This window comes from Amycolatopsis sp. NPDC023774 (assembly GCF_040639695.1).
Taxonomy (GTDB): domain Bacteria; phylum Actinomycetota; class Actinomycetes; order Mycobacteriales; family Pseudonocardiaceae; genus Amycolatopsis.
Genome location: NZ_JBFAAJ010000010.1, coordinates 226,663 through 252,428, shown reverse-complemented (window position 1 = coordinate 252,428; position 25,766 = coordinate 226,663). Strand labels below are relative to the sequence as shown.

The following is a 25,766-nucleotide window of genomic DNA, read 5'->3' as shown; positions in this document are numbered from 1 at the left end:
TCTAGTTTTCTCAAAGGAAACCCCGACGAGGGGGTTTCATATAAGCTCTACTGGCTTAGTTCACTAGCACACTGTTGAGTTCTCAAGCAACACACCGCAACCCAGCCCACCCAGCAGGCGAACCAGACCACCGCGTTGTTTCAAGCTTTTTTGTTCCGGAGACCTACAGTACACCCTGTCGAAGCTCGCGCTTCGCGGGGGGCTGGTTCAGCTCCGGAGGTTTGGGACCACCCACTCTACCACCAGAGGTGGGAGCTTGGTTCGTGTTCCCGGCGGCCGCTCGGTTTCCCTGGCGACTTGGAGAACTTTACATGGCCGAAAACCGGCCCGAACAGGGGGGTCCCCTTTTCGCGCGCCGGCCCCCTGACCTGCCTCGATGTGCCGCTCAAGCCCGCGCGGGCCGCAGCAGGCCCACCGGGCCGCTCAAGCCGACCGCAGCCGCCCGTGGGTCGCGAACGCCGTCAACGCCACCAACGCGGCCGCGAGCACCGCCGCGACGTGGATGGGCGCCGGCCCGAACGAAGCCGCCAGCACGAGCACCGCCGTGACCGGGTACCCGATCGCGATCTCCCGGCACTCGTTCGTCGGCCCGATGTGCAGCAGCCACACGCTCAGCACGAACACCGCGACCGGCACCGTCACCACGAGCGCCGTGGCCAGGCCGCTGATCGCGCTGTGGTGCGTGTCGAAATCCACTGCCAGCTCGAGCCCCGTCCCGACCGCAGCGGCCGAAGCGAAGATCAGATAGTGCCCGTACCCCCAGCTCGACGTGCTGAGCAGCGACGGGTGGCGCACGAGCCGCAGGTGCCCCGGCTGGTCGAAGTACAGCCACCACATCGAGAACACCAGCACGAGCCCCGCCGCGGCGAGCCCGATGAGCGTGCCGATGTGCTCACCCTCGGACACGCCCTCCTTGACGGCGGTGGTGGCGCTCAGCACCACCTCGCCGAGCACGATCAGTGTGAAGAGCCCGTAGCGCTCGGCGATGTGGTGCGGGTGCCACGACGTGCCGCCCCGTGACTCGGCGATGCTCGGCACCGCGAGCTCGCAGACCACCAGCACCGCGAACAGGATCGCCGCCGTGGCCTGGGGAAAGCCGATCAACGCGTCGGCGACCCACAACGCCTGCACGACGGTGATCCCGCCCGCGTACCAGAGCGCCGTCGTGCGGCATTCCGGATCCGATTTCGCGGCGCGCAGCCACTGCGTCACCATCGCGAGTCGCATCAGCACGTAGCCGACCATCACCACGCGGAAGTCGCCGTTGAACGCGCGGTCCACGCCGGCCGCGACGGTAAGGCCGCCGGCGATCTGGACGAGGGTGGCCAGCCGGTAGGGCACGTCGTCGGTGTCGAACGCGGAGGCGAACCAGCTGAAGTTCAGCCAGCCCCACCAGATCGCGAAGAACACCATCGCGTAGCTCAGTATCCCGTGGCCGATGTGGCCTTCGACCAGCTCGTGGTGCAGGTCCGCGCTCGCGGCGCCGACCGCGACGACGAAACACAGGTCGAAGAGCAGTTCCAGCGGGGTGGACACGCGGTGGTTCTCACCGCTGTCGCGCGACCGCATCGGCCGGTACCACACCCGGATCCGCTGGACCGGAAAAATCCCCTGGGACATCGACGCTCCCCGCACTCACCCGACGAACGCCGTCATCCCAACACGGCCAAAGCACTCAGGCGAGCACGACCCTCCACCGAAGGGTGAATGCGGAGAAATCCGAAGTGAGAAAGGGCGGGCCCGGTTCCCCCTCTGCCGGGCCCGCCCGAGCGCCTTCGCCGCACTCCCTCGCCACCCCGGGCACTGCTCCCGGCGGTCGCCGTACGGTCCCCCGCGGACGCCGACGATCCGTTGCCTGGGAGGTGACCAAGAGTGTCCATTCCATGGAACTCCGGAACTCTCAGCCGCTCGGCCGATCGACCCATCCCCGGTCGATCGATCGAAATGCCACTGTAGGTAGCCAAAGTGTCGTGCTGAAGGCTCCATAAGGTCTACCTGGTCGCTCTGAGTAGCACCAGGGTCAAACGTAGCGTGTCACTCGGATGGAGCAGCCTCGAATTGTTGAAAATAGTTCACTGAACCTGCTGAGTGAGAATGATCATCTCACAGTCGGTGAACACCCGCTGCGCGCTCGGCCGCCTCGTGCGCCTCAGTGCGAGCCGCCCGGGCACGTCGCGCGCGCAGCTCCAGGATCGCCAACAGCAGCGCGACGCACGTCAGCGCCGCCGAGCAGCACATCGCGATGGTGAGCGAGCGGGGGTAGTTCCGGTCCGACGCCACCACCGCCGATTCGAACACCGAAGCCAGCACCGCCGTACCGATCGCCGTGCCGATGCGCTGCCCCGTCTGCAACGCACCACCGGCGGCGCCCGCCATGTTCGTGGGCACGCACTCCAGCGTCAGCGTGGTGTTCGGCGAAATCACCATGCCGCCACCGATTCCGCCGAGCAGCAACGGCAGCGCGACCGCCCAGCCCGCGGCCGACGGCGGCACTAACTCCACCACCGCCGCGACGACCAGCAGCGCGAAGACCACGAGGCTCAGGCCCGTGACGGACAGTCGCCTCCCGAACCGGGGCACCAGCCGCCCCGCGACCGCGGCCGACACGGCCGAGCCGATCGCGAACGGCGTGACCGACAGCCCGGACTGCAACGGCGTGTACCCGAGACCCTGCTGGAAGAACAGCGCGAAGACCAGCCAGACGCCGGCGAACCCGCAGAAGTACAGCGCCCCCACCGCGACGCCGGGCGCGTACCCCGGCGTACCCGTGAAAAGCCGGATATCGAGCAACGGCGCCCGGCCGCGCGCCACCACCCGGCGCTCCCACCGCACGAACCCGGCGAAGCACACCGCCGCGATCGGGAAGAGCCACCACAGGCTCCGCAGGCCGCCCTGCTGCGATTCGACGAGCGGCAGCAGCACACCCAGCACCGCGATCGCCAGCAACAGAATGCCGGCGACGTCGAGGTCGGACCGCAGCCGGACCCCGCGCCCCTCGATCTTCGGCAGGAGCCGCAGCGCGAGCCCGAACGCCAGCGCGCCGACGGGCACGTTCACGTAGAACACCCACCGCCAGCCGCCCGGATCGCCGAACACGACCAGGATCACACCCCCGAGCACCGGCCCGATGGCCGTGGAGATCCCGACCACCGCGCCGAACATGCCGAACGCGCGGGCGCGTTCGGCCCCGCGGAACAGGTCCTGGATCAGGCCGGTGTTCTGCGGAGTCAGGAAACCCGCGGCGCAGCCCTGCGCGAGCCGCGCGAGCACCAGCGTGGTCGGGTCCTGCGCCGCGCCGGCCAGCGCGCTCGTGGCGACGAACGCAGCCAGCGCGATGAGGAACATCCGCCGCCGGCCGAGCGCGTCGCCGAGCCGCCCGCCCGTGACGAGCACCAGGCCGAACGTGAGCGCGTAGCCGGACACGACCCACTGGATCGTGCCGCTGCCGGTGTTCAGGCCCCGCTGCATCGCAGGCAAGGCCGTGTTGACGATGCTGACGTCGAGCAGGGTCATGAACCCGGCCGTCAGCGTGACAGCGAGGGCACGCCACCGGAGCGGGTCCGGAACGTACTCCGTCATCAGGTGTTGGCGGTGATCCCGGGGATGCCCTTCAGCTCACCGATGAGCATCGAGCTGACCTTCACGGGGTAATCGTAAAGCGCGAACACGGTCTGGTTCTTGCCGACGAGCTTCAGGTGCACGGGGGTCTCGCCCTTGTGCGCCAGCAGCGTCGACTTGAGCTCGCTCACCACCGACTGGTCGATCTTCTCGGCGGCGGCCAGCAGCATCAGCGGTGGTTCCTCGTCGCCGTTTCCGATCTCGGACAGGTCCAGCGGCACGAGTCCGCCGCCGAACACCGACATCTTGTCCTCGCGCCAGTTGACCCGGCCCTTGACCAGCACCGCGTTGTCCTCGACGAGGTCCGCGGCGAACATCGAGTACGCCTTGGCGAAGAACAGCACCTCGATGGCGGCGTCCATGTCCTCGACCGTGCAGATCGCCCAGGGCTCGCCCTTTTTGTTCACCCGCCGCTCCAGCGAGGTGAGCAGGCCCGAGATCACGACCTCACCCTCCTTCGGCGGGTCGGCGAGCAGGCCCGCGATCGGCTTGGGCGCGTGCTTGCGCAGGATGCGCTCAGCACCGTCGAGCGGGTGCGCGGACACGTACAGGCCGAGCATCTCCCGTTCGTAGGCGAGCAGCTGCTTGCGCGGGTACTCCTCCTCGCCGAACTTCAGGTGCGCGAGCGGCGACGAGGACGGCGTGGCCTCGGCCGAGTCGTCGTCCCCGCCGAAGGAGCCGAACAGGTCGAACTGGCCCATGGCCTCCTGGCGCTTGAGCGGCACGACGGCTTCCACCGCGTCCTCGTGCACCTGGATCATCGACAGGCGGGTGTGGCCCATCGTGTCGAACCCACCGGCCTTGATCAGCGACTCGATGACCCGCTTGTTGCAGGCCACCAGCTCCGACTTGTCGAGGAAGTCGGTGAACGAGGAGTACTTGCCCTTCTCCTCGCGGGTCTTGATGATCGACTCCACCACGTTGGCGCCCACGTTGCGGACGGCACCCAGCCCGAAGCGGATGTCGTTCCCGACGGCCGCGAACCGCAGGGCCGACTCGTTGACGTCCGGCGGCAGCACCTTGATGCCGAGGCGACGGCACTCGGACAGGTAGATGGCCGACTTGTCCTTGTTGTCACCCACGGACGTGAGCAGCGCGGCCATGTACTCCGGCGTGTAGTTCGCCTTGAGGTAGGCCGTCCAGTACGCGATCAGGCCGTACGCGGCCGCGTGGCTCTTGTTGAACGCGTAGCCGGCGAACGGGAGGATCGTGTCCCACAGCGCCTTGACCGCTTCGGGCGAGAAGCCGCCGGGCAGCAGAGGGCTGGCCTTCATGCCCTCCTCGAAGCCCTCGTACTCCTTCTCGAGGACTTCCTTCTTCTTCTTGCCCATGGCTCGGCGCAGCGTGTCCGCTCGGCCCATCGTGTAACCGGCGACCTTCTGCGCGATCTGCATGATCTGCTCTTGGTACACGATCAGGCCGTACGTCTCGGACAGGATCTCGCGCAGCGGCTCTTCGAGCTGCGGGTGGATCGGCGTGACCTTCTGCCGGTTGTTCTTGCGGTCGGCGTAGTCGTTGTGCGCGTTCATGCCCATCGGGCCGGGGCGGTACAGCGCGAGCACCGCGACGATGTCCTCGAAGCCGGTCGGCAGCATGCGGCGCAGCAGGTCGCGCATCGCGCCACCGTCGAGCTGGAACACGCCGAGCGTGTCACCGCGGCCCAAGAGCTTGTAGGCCTCGGGGTCGTCGAAGCCGAGGCGGTCGAGGTCGATCTCCTCGCCGCGGTTGGCCTTGATGTTGGCCAGCGCGTCGCCGATCACCGTGAGGTTGCGCAGGCCCAGGAAGTCCATCTTGAGCAGGCCGATGTTCTCGCACGACGGGTAGTCCCAGCCGGTGATGATCGAGCCGTCGTCGCGCTGCCACACTGGGATCGCGTCGGTCAGCGGCTCGCTCGACATGATCACCGCGCAGGCGTGGACGCCGGCGTTGCGGATCAGGCCTTCGAGGCCGCGCGCGGTGTCGAAGATCGTCTTGCACTCCTCGTCGGTCTCGACGAGGGCGCGGACCTCCGCCGCTTCGGCGTAGCGTTCGTGCTTCGAGTCGACGATGCCGGACAGCGGGATGTCCTTGGCCATGATCGGCGGCGGCAGCGCCTTCGAGATCTTGTCGGCGATGGAGTAGCCCGGCTGCCCGAAGTGCACGCGGGCCGAGTCCTTGATCGCAGCTTTGGTCTTGATGGTGCCGAACGTGATCACCTGGGCGACGCGGTCGGCGCCGTACTTCTCCGTGGCGTAGCGGATCATCTCGCCGCGGCGGCGGTCGTCGAAGTCGATGTCGATGTCGGGCATCGACATGCGCTCGGGGTTGAGGAATCGCTCGAACAGCAGCTTCTGCGGGATCGGGTCGAGGTTCGTGATGCCCAGCGCGTAGGCGACGAGCGCGCCGGCGGCGGAACCACGGCCGGGGCCGACCAGGATGCCGACCTCGCGGGCGTGCTGGATGAGGTCGGCGACGATGAGGAAGTAGGCGGGGAAGCCCTTCTGCTCGATGACGCCGAGCTCGTAGTCGCAGCGCTCCTCGTAGCCGTCGGGCACGCCCTCGGGGAAGCGCCACTTGAGGCCCTCGGCCACCTGGTGGCGCAGCCACGTCGCCTCGGTGTGCCCCTCAGGCACGTCGAAGACCGGCATGCGGTCCTTGTGCGAGTAGACGTCCTCGTACGACTGCACACGCTCGGCGATCAGCAGCGTGCTGTCGGCCGCGCCCGGGACCTCCTTGTCCCAGTACTGCCGCATCTCCTCGGCCGACTTGAGGAAGTAGCCGTCGCCGTCGAACTTGAACCGGGTCGGGTCGTTGAGCGTCTTGCCCGCCTGCACGCACAGCAGCGCCGAGTGCGTGTCCGCCTGGTCCTTGGTGACGTAGTGCGAGTCGTTGGTCGCGAGCGGCTTGAGGTCGAGCAGCTTGCCGATCTCAAGCAGGCCCTCGCGCACGGACCGCTCGATCGGTAGGCCGTGGTCCATCAGCTCGAGGTAGAAGTTGTCGGCGCCGAAGATGTCTTTGTAGTCCGACGCGGCCTGAATCGCGGCCTCGCGCTGACCCAGCCGCAGGCGGGTCTGCACCTCGCCCGACGGGCACCCGGTGGTGGCGATGATGCCTTCGTGGTTCTCCGCGATCAGCTCGCGGTCCATGCGCGGCTTGCGGTAGTAGCCCTGGATCGAGGCGATCGACGAGAGCTTGAACAGGTTCCGCAGCCCGGTGGCGTTCTCCGCCAGCATCGTCATGTGCGTGTACGCACCGCCACCGGAGACGTCGCCGCCCTCACCGAACTCGTCGGAGCCGCGCTGGCTGGCCTGGCCCCAGAACACCGGCTTCTTGTGGAAGCGGCTCTCCGGCGCGATGTAGGCCTCGATGCCGATGATGGGCTTCAGGCCGTGCTTCTTGGAGGTCTGGTAGAACTCGTCGCCGCCGTACATGTTGCCGTGGTCGGTCATGCCCACCGCGGGCATGCCCAGCCGCGCCGCCTCGGCGAAGAGGGGTCCGATCTTCGCCGCACCGTCGAGCATCGAGTACTCGGTGTGGACGTGCAGGTGGACGAAGGAATCGTTCGACACCAGCGAAAACCTCCCCTAGGCAGACGGCTTCCCGGTTGTTGCTGCGGCGCGGCCCGGGGTTCTCCACCCTAGTCCGCGCTCGCGCTGCGCGGCTCGGTAGGGATCCTCTCTCCTCACCCGCCCGCCGCGCCCGCCGACATGCCGCCCGGGGCCCGACGAAACCTTCGCGCGTGACGCCACGGCGCCACCTTCGCACGCCCCACCGACCGAACCCGTGTGAGTGAACCGGCCCACAGGATTCCGGTGATTCCGCCCCTCCGGTTGCGGGAGACCTCCGCCTGACTTGACACCGGTTCGGCGGAACTTCACGATCTCGATCCATGAACCTGTCTGACAGCCAGACAGCCGGACAAGGCCCCCGTCGCGTGAGCGCCATGGAGGCCGTGCTGGCGTACCTGCGCCGCGCCATCGAACGCGGCGAGTACGCCGTGGGCGACAAGCTGCCGTCCGAAGCCGCGCTGAGCAAGGAGTTCGAGGTCAGCCGCTCGGTCATCCGCGAGGCGCTGCGCGGGCTGCAGGCGCTCGGGCTGACCGTCTCCCGCACCGGCAAGGGCACGTTCGTCACCGCGACCGGCCCGGCCGAGAGCCCCACTTTCGGTGACTATTCGGCGCGCGACCTCATCGAGGTGCGCCGCCACGTCGAAATCCCTGTGGCGGGGTACGCGGCCCTGCGCCGCGACGCCGACCACCTCGACCTGCTCGGTCACCTCGTCGAACGGATGGAGCTCGAGACCGACAACACGGCGTGGGTGGCGCTCGACTCGCTGTTCCACATCACCATCGCCCAAGCCTCCGGCAACCCGGTGTTCACCAAGGTCATCGAGGAGATCCGCGACGCGCTGGCCCGCCAGTCGGCCTTCCTCAACCAGCTGGGCGACCGGCGGGCGAAGTCGAACGTCGAGCACCGGGGGATCGTCACGGCGATCACCGAGCGCTCGCAAGAGCGGGCCGTGGCCGCGATGACAGCGCACCTCACGCACGTCGAGCAGGCGCTGACCACCATCGTGCGGCCGGGCCGCACGGCGAAGCAGAACAGGAACGACTCAAAACGTGAGTGAACAGACCCTTCCGTCGTCCGGCGAAACGGAGAAGCACGCCGACGCCGGCTACGACAAGGCGCTGAAGTCCCGCCACATCTCCATGATCGCGATCGGCGGCGCCATCGGCACCGGCCTGTTCCTCGGCGCGGGCGGCCGTCTCGCGCAGGCCGGGCCGGCGCTGGCGATCGTGTACGCCGTGTGCGGGCTCTTCGCGTTCTTCGTGGTGCGCTCGCTGGGCGAGCTGATCCTGCACCGCCCGTCCTCGGGCCTCTTCGTGTCCTACGCGCGGGAGTTCATGGGCGAGAAGGGCGCGTACGTCGCGGGCTGGATGCACTTCCTCAACTGGTCCACGACCGGTATCGCCGACATCACCGCGATCGCGCTGTACGCGCACTTCTGGTCGTATTTCGCACCGATCCCGCAGTGGGCGCTGGCGCTGATCGCGCTGGCCGTGGTGCTGAAGGTGAACCTGGTCTCGGTGAAGCTGTTCGGCGAGATGGCGTTCCGGTTCGCGATCGTCAAGGTCGCGGCACTCGTGCTGTTCATGATCATCGGCATCGTGCTGCTCGTCACGCAGCACCCGGTCGACGGCCTCGCGCCGGGACCCCGGCTGATCGCCGACCACGGCGGGATCTTCCCGCCCGGCGTGCTGCCGATGATCCTGATCGTGCAGGGCGTGGTGTTCGCGTACGCGTCGGTGGAACTGGCGGGCGTCGCGGCGGGCGAGACGGAGAGCCCGCAGAAGATCATGTTGGTGCTCACCGCAGCGATGTCGAGCCTCAACTCGGGCCTGTACTCCACCGGTCGGATCCTGCGGTCGATGTCGGTCGCGGGTTCGGCGCCGAAGTTCACCGGCGTGATGAACCGCAACCAGGTGCCCTACGGCGGCATCCTGCTCATGGCCGCGGTCTGCGTGCTCGGCGTGGGGCTCAACTACGTGGTGCCGAAGGACGCGTTCGAGATCGTGCTGAACTTCGCCGCGATCGGCATCCTCGCCACGTGGGCGATCATCGTGCCCTGCCACCTGCTGTTCGTGCGCAGGGCGAACCGCGGTGAGCTGACGCGGCCGTCGGTCCGGCTGCCGGGCTCGCCGTGGACCGAGCTCACGGCGCTGGTGTTCCTCGCCGCCGTGGTGGTGCCGATGGCGTTCGACAAGACGGGCCGGATCACGGTGCTCGCGCTGCCGGCGATCGTCGTGGCGCTGGTGATCGGCTGGTTCTGCCTGCGCAAGCGCATCGACATCAGCGCGTTCGAGAAGGCCGACCAGTGAGCGCCCCCGAACAGCGCGTGCCGCGGCACGTCCCCCTGGTCCACCTCCTGCGCGACGGCATGGTCGAAGGCGTGCACCACGGTTCGGTGATCGCCCTGGCGCCGGACGGGTCCACGCTCTTCGCCGCCGGCGACCCGGACGTCGCGATGTACCCGCGCTCCACGGCGAAGCCGCTTCAGGCGACAGCGATGGCGCGGCTGGGCCTGATGCTGCCGCCGGCCGGGTTCGCGATCGCCGCGGCCAGCCACTCGGGCGAACGCCGGCACCTCGACGCCGCGGCCGCCGTGCTGGCCGGCCACGGCCTCACCGTCGAAGACCTCGGCAACCCGGCCGACTACCCGTTCGACCCGATCGAGCGCGACGCGTGGGTCGCCGAGGGCCGGCAGCCCGAGCGCCTGGCGCACAACTGCTCCGGCAAGCACGCCGCGATGCTCGCCACCTGCCGTGAGCAGGGCTGGGACCCGCGCACGTACCTCGATCCCGGGCACCCGCTGCAGCTCGCGATCCGGGCCACCGTCGAAGACCTCACCGGGCAGACCGTGCCGCGCGTGGCCGTGGACGGGTGCGGCGCGCCGCTGTTCGCGCTGTCGCTGCGCGGGCTCGCCCGGGCGGCCTCGCGGCTGGCCACCGCCGCAACCGGCACACCGGAAAGCTCGGTGGCCCAAGGCATCCGGCAGCACCCGGACCTCGTGGGCGGCACCCGGCGAGACGTTACCGCGGTGATGGCCGCGGTGCCCGGGCTCCTCGCGAAGGACGGGTTCGAGGCCGTGCAGCTCGCCGCGCTGCCCGACGGCACGGCCGTGGCACTGAAGATCGCCGACGGCGGCGACCGCGCTCGGCCCGCCGTGCTCGCGGCCGCGCTGCAGCTGTGCGGGGTCGACGCCGGCGTGCTCGAACCGCTCACGAGTCCGGCACTGCGGGTCACCTCGGAACTCGGCGGCCACCCGCGAGCTGCGTGACCCCGCTCACGCGAGACGGGTAGCTTCGAAAGCGTCCGGCTTGGTGAAAGGGGTAAACCTGTGCTGCAGCGCGTCGCCGACCTCCTGCTCGGTCTCCCGAAGGCGGAGGGCCCGGCCCCTGTCGCCACCAAGGGCCTGCGGATACCCATGCCCGACGGAGTCCACCTCGTGGCCGACCGGTACGCGCCGGCCGGCCGGCTCTCGGGGCCGGTGGTGCTCGTGCGCACCCCGTACGGGCGCAGCGGGCCGATCGCCGCGCTCTTCGGCAGCGTCTTCGCGCGCCACGGCCTGCAGACGGTGGTGCAGAGCACGCGCGGCACGTTCGGCTCCGAGGGCGAGTTCCGCCCGTTCCACCGAGAACGCGAAGACGGCATCGCCACTGCCGAGTGGCTGCGCGCGCAGCCGTGGTGCGACGGGCGGCTGGCGACGGCGGGCCTGAGCTACCTCGGGCACACGCAGTGGGCGATCGGGCCCTACCTCGACCCGCCGCTCGAAGCGATGGCGCTGGGTGTGACGGCTTCGGAGTTCGTGAGCACGTTCTACCCGGGCGGGGTGCTCGCGGCCGACAACATGGTGTCGTGGTCGGCCATGATCGGCCGGCAGGAGGAACGGTTCGCGGCGCTGCCGAACCCGCTGCAGAAGCGCAAGACGCGCCGCGCCATGGCGCACCTGCCGCTGAAGGCCGCCGACGTGGCCGCGATCGGCAAACAGGTGCTGTTCCTGCGCGACGTGACCACCCACGCCGAACCGCACGACGGCTACTGGGCCATGTCCGACCACAGCGCCGAGGTGGCCGGGCTCACCGTGCCCGTCAGCATGGTCACCGGGTGGTACGACCTGTTCATCCAGGGCCAGCTGCGGGACTTCCGCACGCTGCAGGATGCCGGGCGCGCGCCGCGGATCACGATCGGGCCGTGGGCCCACGGCGACCCGGCCAGCCTGCGGATCTCCGTGCAGGACCAGGTCGGGTTCCTGCGCGCGCACCTGCTCGACGACCGCGCGCAACTGCAGCGCTCCCCCGTGCGGCTGTACCTGCAGCAGGCGGCGACCTGGCTCGACTTCGACGCGTGGCCACCCGAGTCCACGGAAGCCGACTCGCACTTGCGGCCGATCGGCGGTCTCGGCGAGGTGGTCGACGGCGAGGCCCGGCCCACCGCGTTCACCTACGACCCCGCCGACCCGACGCCCGCGGTCGGCGGTCCGCTGCTGACGGGCGCGAACAAGCAGCAGGACAACAACGCGGTCGAGGCGCGCGAGGACGTGCTCGTGTTCACCGGCGAACCGCTGATCGCCGACCTCGACGTGATCGGCGAGGTGAGCGCGACCGTGTTCGTGCGCACCGAACTGGGCCACGCCGACGTGTACGTGCGGATCTGCGACGTCGACCAGGACGGGCGCTCCCGCAACGTCACCGACGGCATCCTGCGGCTGCGACCCGGCGCGCCCGAGGCGGACTTCGACGGCATCGTGACGGCGCAGGTTCGGCTCGACCCCACGGCCTACCGGTTCCGCCGCGCCCACCGGCTGCGCGTACAGGTGGCGGGCGGCGCGTTCCCGCGCTTCGCCCGCAACCACGGCACGGGCGAACCGGTGGCCAGCGCCGTCGACGGCAAGGCGAACCGGTTCGAGATCTTCCACGACGCAGCGCACCCTTCGCGGGTCACGCTGCCCGTCTTCAGCCGCTGAACGCCACCACCCGCTGGTGGGTGGTGAGCCGGCCGTCGTCGTGCAGCACGTGAAGCAGCAGTGACGGCGGCCGCTCGAGGTCGATCGGCCCGCCCTCGGCCCACGAGCGGTCGGCACCGGGCTCGACGGGCAGCAGCCCACCGGAGACCACGCCGGGGGCGACGCGCACGGGGACGCCCGCGAACGTCGTGGCGGCGCCGGTGTGGACGTGGCCGCAGAGCAGCGCGAGTACCCGCGGGTGGCGCCGCAGGACCTCGGCGAGGCGATCTTCGCCCGTCTGGCGGATGGCGTCCACGAGCGGGATGCCGACCTCGACCGGCGGGTGGTGGAAGGCGACGAACGCGGGTCCGGCGTGGGCCGTGAGCGCCTCGTCGAGCCAAGCCAGCGTTGCGTCTTCGAGGTAACCCGCGCCCTGGCCGGGGATCGTCGAGTCGCACATGGCCACGAGGACGCCGTTCACGTCCGTGGCGACGTTCACCGGTGCGGCGCTCGCCGGCTCGCCGAGCAGGCCCTCGCGAAAGGCCTCGCGCACGTCGTGGTCGCCGGGGCAAGTGAACACGGGCGCGGGGTGCTTGAGCAGCTCGGTCGCGCGACGGTACTCCTCGGGCAGGCCGTGGTCGGCGAGGTCGCCCGTCACGAACACGGCTTCGATCGGGTGCGCGAGGGCGCGCAGGTAGTCGAGCACCGCGGTGGTGCGCGCGTCGGCGCGGTCGCCGCCGTCGAGGTGGATGTCCGACAGGTGCGCGAAGACCTTCATGCCGTCAGCTCCGTTCGAGGTATGCCAGTGCCTTGACCCAGTTGCGGATGAGCAGGGCTGTCGCGCGGGGACCATCGCCGGAGCGCAGCGCGTCGGCGATCGCGCGGTGCTCGGCGATGCTCTCGGCGGCCCGCTCGGGGCCGCCGAAGTACACGGATTCATAGCGTTTGAGCAGGGGCTTCGTCTGCTCGATCAGGCGCAGCAGATGCGGGTTGGTGCAGCGGGAGAGCAACAGCTCGTGCCAGCGATCGTCCACAGCGGACAGATCGGCGCCGGAGGGCAGGGCCGTCATCTCGTCGGCGATGGCGTCGAGCGCGTCCGGCAGCAGGGTCAGGTCCAGCGGCGAGGTCCAGCGCAGGGCGAGCGACTCCAGCTCGGCGACCAGCGGGTAGAGCCGCCGGGCCTCCTCCGGGTCGAGCGGCGCGACGAGGAACCCGCGGCCGGGCGCGGCGACGAGCAGCCCGCGGTCGGCGAGCCCGATGAGCGCTTCCCGCAGGGGCGTGCGGCTCACGCCGAGCTCGCGGGCGAGGTGCACCTCGTTGATCCGGGTGTCGAGCCTGCCGTCGAGCACCCGCGCGGTGATCTCCGCGATGAGCTCAGCCCGCAGGAGTCGCTTGGTCATCCGCGCAGCATTACACACGAACCGGCATTGCATACAGACATGCCCTACTGTATTCAGTCTCCATGGTCAGCATCCAGCCCGCCGACGTGGCGCGCGCCCGCGCCGAGACGCCCGGCTGCTCCGGCGTCGTCCACTTCAACAACGCCGGTTCGGCGCTCCCGCCCGCCCGCGTAACCGACACGATGGTCGACTACCTGCGAGCCGAAGCGCTGGTCGGCGGCTACGAGGCCGCTGCGGCGGCGGCCGAGCGCACCGAAGCCGTGTACACGTCCGTGGCGAGGCTGATCAACGCCGCGCCCGAGGACATCGCCATCACGGATAACGCGACGCGCTCGTGGCAGGCGGTCTTCTACGCGCTGCGCTTCGGCCCGGGCGAGAAGATCCTGACCTCCCGCGCCGAGTACGCGAGCAACGCGATCGCCTACCTCCAGGTGGCGCGCCGCACCGGGGCGCGCGTGGAGGTGGTCGCAGACGACGAGACCGGCCAGCTCGACGTGGCCGACCTGCGCCGCCTGATCGACGACGACGTGAAGCTCATCACCGTGAGCCACGTGCCGACGCAGTGCGGCCTGGTCAACCCGGCCGAGGAGATCGGCAAGGTCGCGCGCGAGGCCGGGATCCCGTTCCTGCTCGACGCGTGCCAGTCGGCCGGGCAGCTCGACCTCGATGTCGAACTCCTGCAGTGCGACGCGCTGTCCGCCACGGGCCGCAAGTACCTGCGCGGGCCGCGCGGCACCGGCTTCCTCTACGTGCATCCGCGACTACGCGAGCGGCTCGAGCCGGCGACGCTCGACCTCCACTCGGCCAGCTGGGAGTCGCCGAACGAGTTCGTGGTGGACCCGACGGCGAAGCGGTTCGAGGTCTGGGAACGCGACTACGCGGCCGTGCTGGGGCTCGGCGCGGCCGTCGACTACGCGCTCGAATGGGGCCTGCCGGCGATCGAGCAACGCGTGGGCGAGCTGGGCGCGACGCTGCGCGGCCGCCTCGGTGAGCTCGACGGCGTGCGGGTGCACGACGTCGGCGCGCGCAAGTGCGGGCTCGTCGCGTTCAGCCTCGACGGCCTCGGCGCGGAGCAGGTGAAGGTGCGCCTGTCGGCTGCGAAGATCAACACGAGCGTGACCCACGCGACCTCGGCGCAGTACGACTTCACCGCCCGCGACCTGCCCGACCTCGTCCGCGCGTCGGTGCACTACTACAACACCGAAGGCGAGATCGACCTGCTGACGAGCGAGGTGGCGAAGCTGGCCCGGGAGTCGCGCTGAGGGGCTAGCCGGCGAACCAACCCGCGACGTCGAGCCGGAAGCCGCCGCCGGTCATGGTGCGCAGGTCGGCTTCGAGGGCACGGACGCGGTCCGCGCCGAGTTCTTTCACCCAGTTCGCGCGCAGCGTTTCGAAAATCGCGGCGGAGCGGGCGAGGGAGTCGATGCCGCGCGGGGTGAGCCGCACGAGCTTGCGGCGGGCGTCGCCGGGGTCGTCGGCGCGCTCGGCGTACCCGAGCTGCTCCAGGCGGTCGACGGTCTTGCCCGCGGCCTGCTTCGAGACGCCGAGTCGTTTGCCCAGCTCCGACGCCGTGGCCCCGCGCGGTCCGATGGCTTGCATCGCGAAGCCGAATGTGGGACGCACGTCGGGGTGACCCTGGCGGGCGAGCTCGGTGTGCAGGTCGTCGATCAGCGTGCGGAAGCCCGAGAACAGCAGCAACGGCAGCTCGAAGCCGGGCGCGTCAGCCATGCCGCTTGCCAAATTCGACAACCAGGTTTACCTTCTGGAATTCGACAACCACGTTGACGACTTTACCTCAGGAGGGTTCCGTGCCGCACTTCCCCGAGCACACCGCCGAGAGCGCCCCGCCGGCCGCCCGCCGCGCACTGGCGGCGACCGAAGCCCAGTTCGGCTCGTTGCCCGCCGCCGTCGCCCGGCTGGCGACGTCGCCGGAGCTGCTGAACGGGTTCCTCAAGCTGAGTGCTCTGTTCGAGACGACCACGCTCTCGCCGTTGGAACGCGAGACGCTGATCCTGGTGGTCGCCACGCGCAACGGCTGCCACTTCTGCGTTGCGCTGCACACCGCGAAGCTGGTGCAGCTCGACGCGCCGGCTTCCCTGATCGTGGCCCTGCGCGCGGCGGAACCACTGCCGGTCCCGAGACTGGAGGCGCTGCGCCGGTTCGTGCTGACCACTTTCGCGACGACCGGTGATGTGCCTGCCGCCGACCTCGACGCGTTCCTCGCCGCCGGCTACACCCCACGGCAGGCGCTCGAGGTGGTGCTGGGTATCGGCGCGTACACGCTCGCGACGTTCGCCAACCGGCTCGTGGCCGCTCCCCTGCACCCGAGCCTGGCCGGGCACGCGTGGACCGCCGCCTGACGGTGGCCGGGCTCGGAAGATCACCCGTTTGCCGCAGTCCCCGACGTATCCACGCGGCCCCGCCGGGCCTCCTGCTCCACGTTCGCCCGCGACGCGCACCACGCGGCCGGGCCTGTCGAGGGGGCAGGCCCGGCACTGGGCGGCCAGCATCAGAACGGCGGCGGCTCCGCCCGGCTCGGCGGTTCCACCGCGGTCCACTCCCGGTAGTGCTTGACCGCCTCGCGGATCGCGTATGCCGCGGCCAGTACCGCGATGATCCAGCCGGTGACGCCTTGCGGGAGGTCGTAGTCGCCGTTCGGGGCGGTGAGGTAGCCGTAGACGTAGTTGCCGGCGAGGTACAGCAGGCCCATCCACGGCTGGGCTCCGCGGGTCATGATGTTCAGGCAGGTGGCCGAGCCGAGCAGGGTGCCGCCGACGCCGAGGACGGTCCCCACGACGGTCAAGCCCGCACCGCTGTCGAGCGCGTAGCCGAGCAGCACGAGGCCGATGGCCGTCAGGGAAGCCGGGTGCAGCAGCGCCCGCAGCGCGGACCGGCGCGTCGACCAGTTGGCCAGCATGAGCAGCAGGATCGAGAAGCTCACGACCGCCGGCCCCGCGATCACGTTGAAGCCGCCGGTGGCGAGCTCGTCCGAGGTCGGGCGGTCGTCGTCGGACAGCAGCCGGGGCACGATCGCGCCCGCGAAGAGCAGTGCGTCGACGAGCGTGCCGACGAGCCACATCCGGGTGACCTTCATCGGACGCGGCGGCTCCGGCTCGACCACGACCGCGATTCCCGCTGCCTGCAGCGTCAGGAGCTCGTGGCGTTCCCGGAAGCGCCACGAGTAGTAGCCCGCGGCGGCCAGGACCACGAGGGTCGTGAAGAGCAGCAGGATCGGCCGCGAAAAGTCCACGAGTGCCTGGAGGTGTGCGCGCGAGTCGGCGTCGCCGAGGTCGCCGGCCACGACCGCGGTGCCGGCGAGACCGCCGAAGCCCACTCCGGCCAGCACCCAGGTGACCAGCGTGAAGGGGAACGCCGGCGAGAACCCGGCCCGGCCGCGCCGCAGTGCGTTCTCGACGTACCACCGCGACGCCGCCTTCCGCCCCGCCCGGAGCACGACCACCCCGACCACTGCGACGAGCGCCTGCACGAGCACCCGCATCCACGACACGCCCGGCCCGCGCAGCGCCCCTTCCGCGACGACCGCGGTGCCCACGGAAGTGCAAAAGAGCATCGCGAAACACCCGAACGTCCAGCTCACCCGCCGATACGCACGCTGCGCGTCCACCCGTCCCCCCAGCGCGGACCGGCGCCGCCCGATCACGCTCGAACCAGCGTAGGGCCACCCCTTCGCCCCTGACGCTCCCCGCACCCGACCGATCGCCAACCGTTACGGACCAGACAAAGGCGACCACCGCCGGGGCCCTCCGCCGACACCACCCAACGCAACCACCACCGGGGCCCGGCAGACGCCACCACCCAAGACGACCAGCGCGGGGGTCCGGGGCTTCACCACCCAAGACGACCACCGCGGGGTCCAGAGGCGACACCACCCAAGACGACCACCGCGGGGGTCCGGGGGCGAAGCCCTCCGGGCGGGGTTTGGGGGTTGCACCCCCAAAAGACACCGCGGGACAACCCGGTCCGCGCGTTCCGCGGACACAGTCCACCCAGAGAACCGCGTGGGCGCAGCAGGGTTCGAACCTGCGACCGCTCGGGTGTAAACCGAGTGCTCTTCCGCTGAGCTATGCGCCCGGCGGCGGAACCCCGCGTCGAAGTCGAAGCGGGGTTCCGCCGGAAAGTCAGGCCAGTTCGGCCACGGCCTTCTTCCACGCCGACTGGTCGCGGGCTTCGCCGGGCTGGTTTACCTCGGCGAAGCGGACGATGCCGTCGGTGTCGATGAGGAACGTGCCGCGCAGGGCCATGCCGGCCTTGTCGTTGAAGACGCCGTAGGCCTGGGCGACGGCGCCGTGCGGCCAGAAGTCCGAGAGCAGCGGGAACTGGTAGTTCTGCTGCTCGGCCCACACCTTCAGCGAGAAGACCGCGTCGACGGAGACGCCCAGGATCTGGACGCCCTGGGTGTCGTAGTCGGCGAACTCGTCACGCAGCTGGCACAGCTCGCCGGTGCAGGTCCCGCTGAACGCGAACGGGAAGAAAACCAGCAGCACCGGCTTTTCGCCCTTGAACGACGACAGCGTGACGGGCTGCTTGTTGTAGTCGTTGAGCGTGAAGTCCGGGGCTGGCGTACCGACCTCGACGGTCATGCGGCGAATCCTCTCCGAAAGCGATCACGAAACCTGCGCCGACAACCCTATCGTGTCAGGTGCGCAGGACCCGGTTCACCGCTGTTTCGCCTTCGAAGACTTCGGCGACACCAGGCGGGTCCCGAGCCAGTCGGCTCCCACGCTGATGTTGGCGGTCTGCGACAGACCGACCTGCGGCACGGCTTCGGCGATCTCACTGGGCTCGACGTGCCCGGGCTGACCCGTCTTGGGCGTCAGCACCCAGATCACGCCGTTCTCGTCCAGCGGACCGCGGGCGTCGACCAGGGCGTCGCCCAGGTCGCCGTCGTCTTCGCGCCACCAGAGCAGCACGACGTCGATGACTTCGTCGGCGTCCTCGTCGAGGAGTTCGGCGCCGATCGCCTCCTCGATCGCCGCGCGGACGTCGTCGTCGACGTCCTCGTCCCAGCCGATCTCCTGGACCACCATGTCCGGCTTGATGCCAAGGCTCTCGGCGACGCCGGCAGTGCCTGCGTCTCCCGCGGCGACCACTGCTTCCACTCCTCCAACTACGACGGAGCGCGGTGGTCGGTCACGCAGGTGAAGCTGCGCCGGCCACCACACTCGGGTACACGGTTGTCGATAGCGAACACTGGCGCGGCGCTGCGCGCAACCGTCCACACCGGATCTTTGACAAGTCGTGTCGCAGCGTGGCGGCCCCCCGGGGTCTTCGGTGACCCCGGGACAGGTGTCTGTGGGAAGTGTCGCACGACCGCTCCGGCAACCCCCGGAAACCTCTCCTCTAGTGTTGTGGAGAGAAAAACGCGCGCGCGATACACCGCGTGCGGGGAGTGGTGCACTCGGGGCGACCCTTGTTACCGGACAGTAAAGGTGACGGGAGCCGGGCCGGGGACGACGATGGGAATCGGCGTGCACTCCCGCCCAGCAGCTACAACGGCTACAACCAGCTACAAGGAGACCCCTTGGCCCCGCAGAACGACGGCGCCTCCGGCAAGGAGACCCCGGCACGCGTACGCGTCATCCGTGACGGACTCGCGGCGCACCTGCCCGACATCGACCCGGAGGAGACCGCCGAGTGGCTGGACTCCTTCGACGAGGCGCTGGCCAGGGGTGGCCAGCAGCGCGCGCGTTATCTGATGTTGCGCATCCTGGAGCGCGCTCGCGAACGCAACGTCGGCGTGCCCGCGCTCACGTCCACGGACTACGTGAACACCATCCCCACGGAGAACGAGCCGTGGTTCCCCGGCGACGAGGAGATCGAGCGCCGCTACCGCCGTTACATCCGCTGGAACGCCGCGATCATGGTGCACCGCGCGCAGCGGCCGGGCGTCGGCGTCGGCGGCCACATCTCGACCTACGCCTCGTCCGCGGCGCTGTACGAGGTGGGCTTCAACCACTTCTTCCGCGGCAAGGACCACTCCGGTGGCGGTGACCAGGTCTTCTTCCAGGGCCACGCCTCCCCGGGCATGTACGCGCGGGCGTTCCTCGAGGGCCGCCTGTCCGAGCAGCAGCTCGACGGCTTCCGCCAGGAGTACAGCCACGCGGGCGAGGGCGGCGGCCTGCCGTCGTACCCGCACCCGCGGCTGATGCCGGACTTCTGGGAGAACCCCACGGTGTCGATGGGCCTCGGCCCGATGAACGCCATCTACCAGGCCCGATTCAATCGTTACCTGCGCGACCGCGGCATCAAGGACACCAACGACCAGCACGTCTGGGCGTTCCTCGGCGACGGCGAGATGGACGAGCCGGAGTCGCGCGGCCTCATCCACGTGGCCGCGGGCGAGGGCCTCGACAACCTGACCTTCGTGATCAACTGCAACCTGCAGCGGCTCGACGGTCCGGTGCGCGGCAACGGCAAGATCATCCAGGAGCTCGAGTCGTACTTCCGCGGCGCGGGCTGGAACGTCATCAAGGTCATCTGGGGCCGCGAGTGGGACTCGCTGCTGCACGCGGACCGCGACGGTGCCCTGGTCAACCTGATGAACGTGACGCCGGACGGCGACTACCAAACGTACAAGGCCAACGACGGCGCGTACGTGCGCGAGCACTTCTTCGGCCGCGACCCGCGCACGAAGGACCTGGTCAAGGACCTGTCCGACGCCGACATCTGGAACCTCAAACGCGGTGGCCACGACTACCGCAAGGTGTACGCGGCGTACAAGGCGGCCATGGAGCACCACGGCCAGCCGACGGTGATCCTCGCCCACACCATCAAGGGCTACGGCCTCGGCCCGGCGTTCGAGGGCCGCAACGCCACGCACCAGATGAAGAAGCTCACGCTCGACGACCTCAAGCTGTTCCGCGACGCCCAGCGCATCCCGATCAGCGACGCCGAGCTCGAGCGCGACCCGAAGCTGCCGCCGTACTTCCACCCGGGCCCCGACTCGCCCGAGATCGAGTACATGATCGGCCGCCGCAAGGCGCTGGGCGGCTACCTGCCCGAGCGCCGGCCGAAGCACGCCAAGGCGCTCGTGCTGCCGGGCGACAAGGTCTACGAGGGCATCCGGAAGGGCTCGGGCAAGCAGGAGGTCGCCACCACGATGGCGTTCGTCCGGCTCGTGCGCGAGCTGGCGAAGGACTCGGAGATCGGCAAGCGCGTCGTCCCGATCATCCCGGACGAGGCCCGCACGTTCGGTCTCGACTCGATGTTCCCGACGGCCAAGATCTACAACCCGCACGGCCAGACGTACACGTCGGTCGACGCGAGCCTGATGCTGGCCTACAAGGAGTCCGAGAAGGGCCAGCTGCTGCACGAGGGCATCAACGAGGCGGGTTCCACCGCGTCGTTCACGGCCGTCGGCACCTCGTACGCCACGCACGGCGAGCCGATGATCCCGATCTACATCTTCTACTCGATGTTCGGGTTCCAGCGGACCGGCGACGGCCTGTACGCGGCGGCGGACCAGATGGCGCGCGGCTTCGTGCTCGGCGCCACCGCGGGCCGCACCACTCTGACCGGTGAGGGCCTGCAGCACGCCGACGGGCACTCGCTGCTGCTGTCGGCGACCAACCCGGCGGTCGTGGCCTACGACCCGGCCTACTCCTTCGAGATCGCCCACATCGTCCGCGACGGTCTGCGGCGCATGTACGGCGAGACCGGGCCGCACGGCAACGGCGAGAACGTCTTCTACTACCTGACGGTCTACAACGAGCCCTACCAGCAGCCCGCCGAGCCGGAGAACCTCGACGTCGACGGCCTGCTCAAGGGCCTCTACAAGTACGCCGACGCCCCGGCGGGCGACGGCCCGGAGGCGCACATCCTCGTCTCGGGCGTCACGATGCCGGACGCGCTCAAGGCCCAGCAGCTGCTGGCCGAGGAGTGGGGCGTGCGCGCGGCGGTGTGGTCGGCCACGTCGTGGACCGAGCTGCGCCGCGAGGCCGTGGAGATCGACCACGACAACCTGCTCCACCCGGCCGACAGCCCCCGCGTGCCGTACGTGACGCAGGCGCTGTCGGGTGTCAACGGGCCGGTCGTGGCGGTGTCGGACTGGATGCGTGCGGTGCCGGACCTGATCCGCCCGTGGGTGCCCACCGACATGCTCACGCTCGGTACCGACGGGTTCGGCTTCTCCGACACCCGCCCGGCCGCCCGGCGCAAGTTCCTCGTCGACGCGCAGTCGATCGTGGTCGGTGCCCTCACGGCGCTCGCCAAGCGCGGCGAGATGGCGCAGGACAAGGTGACCGAAGCGGTGCGCCGCTACCGCCTCGACGACGTCTCGGCCGCCGGCCCGCAGACGTCGGACTCCGGCAACGCGTAAGCCGTAGTCGCCGCAAGACCCTCCGGGCCGGGCAATGGCCTGGAGGGTCTTGCTGTTTTGAGGCCCGATCCTACTAAGCTAGACATCGGATGTATCTAAGCCTTGAGGTACCCAGCGCCTGAGGAAGGGTGATCGAGCGTGACCCAGCGTCGTCTGCCGCGGCCGAGTGAACTGAAGCAGATCCTGCGGCCGAAGCCGATCTTGCTCAACCCGACCGAGCGGCGCCTGTCCAACGCGCACACGATCGCCGACCTGCGGATGATCGGGCGCAAGCGCACGCCGCGCGCCGCGTTCGACTACACCGACGGCGCCGCGGAGCTGGAAGACAGCCTGCTGCGCGCCCGGCAGGCCTACCGGCGCGTGGAGTTCCACCCCAACGTGCTGCGCGGAGTATCCGATGTGGACACCACGCGGACCGTGCTCGGCAAGACCTCGGCACTGCCGTTCGGCTTCGCGCCCACGGGGTTCACGCGCATGATGCAGCACGAGGGCGAGAGCGCCGTGGGCCGCGTGGCCCAGCGCAACGGCATCCCGATGGCTCTCTCGACCATGGCGACCACCTCCATCGAGGACCTCGCCGCGGCGGCCCCTGAGGCACGCAAGTGGTTCCAGCTATACGTGTGGCGCGACCACGGCGCCGGTGAAGATCTGATGAATCGCGCGTGGGAGAACGGCTACGACACGCTCCTGCTCACCGTCGACACCCCGGTGGCCGGCGCGCGGATGCGCGACGTGCGCAATGGGCTCACGATCCCGCCGGCGCTCACGCTCAAGACGTTCGCCGACGGCGCGATGCACCCCGCGTGGTGGTTCAACCTGCTCACCACCGAGCCGCTCAGCTTCGCGTCGCTGAACCACTTCGACGGCACGGTGGCCGAGCTGCTGGCCCAGCTCTTCGACCCGACGCTCGACTTCGACGACCTCGACTGGGTGCGCCGCACCTGGCCGGGCAAGCTCGTAGTCAAGGGCGTGCAGAACGTCGCCGACGCGCGGGATGTGGTGAACCACGGCGCCGACGGCGTGGTCCTGTCCAACCACGGCGGCCGCCAGCTCGACCGCGCGCCGACGCCGCTGGAGCTGCTGCCCGCGGTGCTCGACGAGATCCAGGGCACCGCCGAGGTCTGGGTGGACACCGGCATCCTCTCCGGCGGGGACATCGTGGCCGCGATCGCGCGCGGCGCCGACTTCGTGCTCGTCGGCCGCGCGTTCCTCTACGGCCTGATGGCCGGCGGCGAGCGCGGCGTGCAGCGGTGCGTGGACATCCTGCGCACCGAGATGATCCGGACCATGCAGCTGCTGGGCGTGCGCCGCGTCGAGGACCTGCGGCCCGCCCACGTCACCCTGCGCTGACCTGCTCCCTCCCGCCCGGCCCCGACCATCAACGCACCGAACGCCGCATTGGGTGCTCTCAACGCACCCAATGCCACGTTGGGGTGGTCGTCCCGATTGGTCCAGACGTGCGACACCGGGTTGACGTACCGGTGGGTCTGTGACGAGTATCTCAGCCACCTCGTGAAAGGCTGTTTCCGCGATCCGGAAACAGCGGTCCCCCCGGGAGGTCGGCTTGTTCGTGCAGGACCTGGCTCCGCTCGGTGGTCTCGGGCTATCGGCGCTCGTCGCGGTGGTGCCGCTGGCCGTGGTGCTGGTGCTGCTGGGGGTGGTCCGGACCAAGGCCCACCACGCCGCGCTGATCGGCCTCATCGTGGCGCTCATCGTCGGCATCGCCGTGTACGGGATGCCCGTCGGACAAGCGATTTCCGGTGCGCTGCAAGGGGCGGCGTTCGGGCTCTTCCCGATCCTGTGGATCGTGGTCAACGCGCTGTGGATCTACCGGATCACCGTGCACACGGGGCACTTCGACGTGCTGCGCCGCTCGTTCGGGCGGATCTCCGACGACCCGCGGTTGCAGGCGCTGATCATCGCCTTCTGCTTCGGCGCGCTGATGGAGGCGCTGGCCGGCTTCGGCGCGCCCGTGGCGATCAGCGCGGTGATGCTCGTTGCCGTCGGGTTCGGGCCGGGCAAGGCCGCCGTGGTGGCGCTGGTCGCGAACACCGCACCGGTGGCGTTCGGCGCGATGGGCACGCCCGTGGTGACGCTCGCACAGGTGACCGGGCTGCCGCTGGAGCAGGTGTCGTCGATCGTCGGGCGGCAGACGCCGTTGCTGGCCCTGTTCGTGCCGCTGCTGCTGGTGATCATCGTCGACGGCAAGCGCGGCCTGCGCGAGACGTGGGTGCCGGCCCTGGTGTGCGGCGTCGCGTTCGGCGTGGTTCAGTTCCTCGCCTCGAACTTCGTTTCGCCGCAGCTGGCCGACATCGGCGCGGCGCTGGCCGGCGCCGCCGCGCTCGTCGCGCTGCCGATCACGCGCCGCGCGGTGCCCGCCGAGGTCCGCGCGCAGGTGCTCACCGGGTCCCGCACCGCGACGCTCGACCGGCCGGACGAGCGCGGCGAGGTCGTGCGCGCCTACCTGCCGTACGCGTTGATCATCGTGATCTTCTCGCTCGCGCAGGTGCCGCCGATCAAGAAACTGCTCGACGCGGCCACGTGGAAGTTCCACTGGCCCGGCCTCGACGTGCACGGCCCGGACGGCAAAGCCGTGTCCGGCAACACGTTCTCGCTGCCGTTCCTCAACACCGGCGGCACGCTCGTGCTCATCGCCGGGCTGCTCACCCTCGTGGCGTTCAAGGTCGCCGCGGGCACGGCCGGGCGGGAGTGGCTGGCGACGGTCAAGGAGCTGCGGTTCGCGATCGTCACCGTGACCGGGGTGCTCGCGCTGGCTTACGTGATGAACCTGTCCGGCCAGACGAGCACCATCGGCACGTTCATCGCCGCGGCCGGCGCGGGGCTCGCGTTCCTGTCCCCCGTGCTCGGCTGGTTCGGCGTCGCCGTCTCGGGTTCGGACACGTCGGCCAACGCGTTGTTCGGCGCCCTGCAGGTCACGGCCGCGCACCAGACGGGACTGCGCGCGGACTTGCTGGCCGCGGCGAACAGCTCCGGCGGTGTGCTGGGCAAGATGATCTCGCCGCAGAACCTGACCATCGCGTGCGTCGCGGCCAACCTGCCGGGCGAAGAGGGCAAGCTGTTGCGCAAGGTGCTGCCGTGGAGCATCGGGCTGCTGCTGGTGATGTGCCTGATCGTGTTCGGGCAGAGCACCCCCGTGCTCAGCTGGATGCTGCCGTGACCGCCCGGTGCGCGACCACGCGCTTGGCCGAACGGTTCCAGTTCCACGAGCCGTGCACGACCAGCACCGCGAAAACGACGTAGATCGCGGCGGAGAAGTACAAGCCCGAGGAGATCTGCAGCGGCACGCCGATCGCGTCGACCACCAGCCACACACCCCAGAACTCGACCAGCCCCGCGCCCTGCGCGCCGAAGGCGACGAGCGTGCCGACGAAGATCGCGGCGTCCGGCCACGGCGCCCACGACGCGTTCAGCGCCTGCAGCACCAGCGCCATCACCACCGTGCCCACGACGAACGCGCCGACCATCGCCCAGCGCTCGGCGGGCCGGCCCGTGCGCACGACCACGCCGTTGACGGGGTCGGTGCGGCGGCGCCACGCCCACCAGCCGTAGAGCGAGATCGCGAGGATCGCGATCTGCCGCCCGGCCAGGCCGCCCAGGTGCGCGGAAACGTAAACGGAGAACAGCAGGATCGTCGCGCCCACCTGCACAGGCCAGGTCCACAGCGTTCGCCGGTCAGCAAGGAACACGACCGCGAGCGCGAGCACCTGCCCCACGAGCTCCGCAATCGAGACCCACTGGCCGAACACCGTGACACCGTGCTGCAGCAGGAAGTCCACGTCCGCACCCTTTCTCGTCCCCCAGTTGACTTTCGCGCCAACACCCCGGGTGGGCGCGGGATTCCCCGGGGTGTGAGGCGGGCGACACCGTCCCGGCACGCGGACAGGCCCGGTGCCCTCCCGATGCACCG

Annotated in this window: 19 protein-coding genes and 1 tRNA gene; 9 read left to right on the top strand and 11 right to left on the bottom strand. The window is 69.9% G+C overall.

Going from position 1 to position 25,766, the window contains the following annotated elements; all coding sequences use genetic code 11:
- Positions 1–423: 423 nt before the first annotated feature.
- From AB0F91_RS22835 to dnaE, 3 genes are all read right to left on the bottom strand, one after another.
- A complete protein-coding gene (locus AB0F91_RS22835) occupies positions 424–1,620 on the bottom strand; it encodes a low temperature requirement protein A (RefSeq protein WP_360600191.1) in 1,197 nt (398 codons plus the stop codon).
- Between the two features lie 483 nt (positions 1,621–2,103).
- A complete protein-coding gene (locus AB0F91_RS22830; protein ID WP_360600189.1) occupies positions 2,104–3,579 on the bottom strand; it encodes an MFS transporter in 1,476 nt (491 codons plus the stop codon).
- Positions 3,579–7,166 (bottom strand): DNA polymerase III subunit alpha, encoded by a 3,588-nt coding sequence (gene dnaE, locus AB0F91_RS22825; protein ID WP_360600187.1) that lies wholly within the window; start codon positions 7,164–7,166, stop codon positions 3,579–3,581. The genes AB0F91_RS22830 and dnaE overlap by 1 nt, the downstream gene beginning before the upstream one ends.
- Positions 7,167–7,540: 374 nt before the next feature.
- Between dnaE and AB0F91_RS22820 the strand changes: the two genes are divergently transcribed.
- Genes AB0F91_RS22820 through AB0F91_RS22805 form a run of 4 tightly spaced genes read left to right on the top strand, consistent with a single transcriptional unit; the run spans position 7,541 to position 12,121 of the window.
- Positions 7,541–8,224 (top strand): FadR/GntR family transcriptional regulator, encoded by a 684-nt coding sequence (locus AB0F91_RS22820; protein WP_360600214.1) that lies wholly within the window; start codon positions 7,541–7,543, stop codon positions 8,222–8,224.
- The gene (locus tag AB0F91_RS22815) at positions 8,217–9,476 is read left to right on the top strand and encodes an L-asparagine permease (protein ID WP_360600185.1); all 1,260 of its coding nucleotides are present in this window, start codon (positions 8,217–8,219) and stop codon (positions 9,474–9,476) included. Before AB0F91_RS22820 ends, AB0F91_RS22815 begins: the two co-directional genes overlap by 8 nt.
- Positions 9,473–10,435: an asparaginase gene (locus AB0F91_RS22810; RefSeq protein WP_360600183.1), complete on the top strand. Its 963-nt coding sequence runs from the start codon at positions 9,473–9,475 to the stop codon at positions 10,433–10,435. Before AB0F91_RS22815 ends, AB0F91_RS22810 begins: the two co-directional genes overlap by 4 nt.
- A 60-nt stretch (positions 10,436–10,495) precedes the next feature.
- Entirely contained in the window at positions 10,496–12,121 is a 1,626-nt protein-coding gene (locus AB0F91_RS22805; RefSeq protein ID WP_360600181.1) for a CocE/NonD family hydrolase, read from the top strand.
- Here AB0F91_RS22805 and AB0F91_RS22800 read toward each other — a convergent pair.
- Complete coding sequence (locus AB0F91_RS22800) at positions 12,111–12,878, bottom strand: metallophosphoesterase (protein WP_360600179.1); 768 nt, start codon at positions 12,876–12,878, stop codon at positions 12,111–12,113. The genes AB0F91_RS22805 and AB0F91_RS22800 overlap by 11 nt on opposite strands.
- A 4-nt stretch (positions 12,879–12,882) precedes the next feature.
- Positions 12,883–13,500, bottom strand: a complete 618-nt coding sequence (locus AB0F91_RS22795) for a GntR family transcriptional regulator (RefSeq protein WP_360600177.1) — start codon at positions 13,498–13,500, stop codon at positions 12,883–12,885.
- A gap of 62 nt (positions 13,501–13,562) precedes the next feature.
- Here AB0F91_RS22795 and AB0F91_RS22790 point away from each other — a divergent pair, with 62 nt between their 5' ends.
- Positions 13,563–14,762 (top strand): aminotransferase class V-fold PLP-dependent enzyme, encoded by a 1,200-nt coding sequence (locus tag AB0F91_RS22790; RefSeq protein WP_360600175.1) that lies wholly within the window; start codon positions 13,563–13,565, stop codon positions 14,760–14,762.
- 4 nt (positions 14,763–14,766) lie between these two features.
- Here the strand turns inward: AB0F91_RS22790 and AB0F91_RS22785 are convergent, their stop codons facing one another.
- On the bottom strand, positions 14,767–15,228 hold the full coding sequence (locus AB0F91_RS22785; protein WP_360600173.1) for a MarR family transcriptional regulator: 462 nt from the start codon (positions 15,226–15,228) through the stop codon (positions 14,767–14,769).
- Between the two features lie 80 nt (positions 15,229–15,308).
- Between AB0F91_RS22785 and AB0F91_RS22780 the strand changes: the two genes are divergently transcribed.
- On the top strand, positions 15,309–15,860 hold the full coding sequence (locus AB0F91_RS22780; RefSeq protein ID WP_360600171.1) for a carboxymuconolactone decarboxylase family protein: 552 nt from the start codon (positions 15,309–15,311) through the stop codon (positions 15,858–15,860).
- A 149-nt stretch (positions 15,861–16,009) separates the two neighbouring features.
- Here the strand turns inward: AB0F91_RS22780 and AB0F91_RS22775 are convergent, their stop codons facing one another.
- The 4 genes from AB0F91_RS22775 to AB0F91_RS22760 all read right to left on the bottom strand — a co-directional run bounded on the left by AB0F91_RS22775 (position 16,010) and on the right by AB0F91_RS22760 (position 18,611).
- Positions 16,010–17,071: a hypothetical protein gene (locus tag AB0F91_RS22775; protein WP_360600169.1), complete on the bottom strand. Its 1,062-nt coding sequence runs from the start codon at positions 17,069–17,071 to the stop codon at positions 16,010–16,012.
- 449 nt (positions 17,072–17,520) lie between these two features.
- Positions 17,521–17,592, bottom strand: a tRNA-Val gene (locus tag AB0F91_RS22770).
- A gap of 47 nt (positions 17,593–17,639) precedes the next feature.
- Positions 17,640–18,101, bottom strand: coding sequence for a peroxiredoxin (locus tag AB0F91_RS22765; protein WP_360600167.1), 462 nt, complete (start codon positions 18,099–18,101; stop codon positions 17,640–17,642).
- Positions 18,102–18,176: 75 nt separating this feature from the next.
- Positions 18,177–18,611 (bottom strand): DUF3052 domain-containing protein, encoded by a 435-nt coding sequence (locus AB0F91_RS22760; protein ID WP_285969388.1) that lies wholly within the window; start codon positions 18,609–18,611, stop codon positions 18,177–18,179.
- Positions 18,612–19,042: 431 nt separating this feature from the next.
- Here AB0F91_RS22760 and aceE point away from each other — a divergent pair, with 431 nt between their 5' ends.
- The 3 genes from aceE (at position 19,043) to AB0F91_RS22745 (ending at position 25,016) form a co-directional block, all read left to right on the top strand.
- Positions 19,043–21,838 (top strand): pyruvate dehydrogenase (acetyl-transferring), homodimeric type, encoded by a 2,796-nt coding sequence (gene aceE, locus AB0F91_RS22755; protein ID WP_360600165.1) that lies wholly within the window; start codon positions 19,043–19,045, stop codon positions 21,836–21,838.
- 138 nt (positions 21,839–21,976) lie between these two features.
- Complete coding sequence (locus AB0F91_RS22750; RefSeq protein WP_360600162.1) at positions 21,977–23,188, top strand: alpha-hydroxy acid oxidase; 1,212 nt, start codon at positions 21,977–21,979, stop codon at positions 23,186–23,188.
- Between the two features lie 214 nt (positions 23,189–23,402).
- Entirely contained in the window at positions 23,403–25,016 is a 1,614-nt protein-coding gene (locus AB0F91_RS22745; RefSeq protein ID WP_360600160.1) for an L-lactate permease, read from the top strand.
- Here AB0F91_RS22745 and AB0F91_RS22740 read toward each other — a convergent pair.
- Complete coding sequence (locus tag AB0F91_RS22740) at positions 24,997–25,635, bottom strand: nicotinamide mononucleotide transporter family protein (RefSeq protein WP_360600158.1); 639 nt, start codon at positions 25,633–25,635, stop codon at positions 24,997–24,999. The genes AB0F91_RS22745 and AB0F91_RS22740 overlap by 20 nt on opposite strands.
- Between the last annotated feature and the right edge of the window lie 131 nt (positions 25,636–25,766).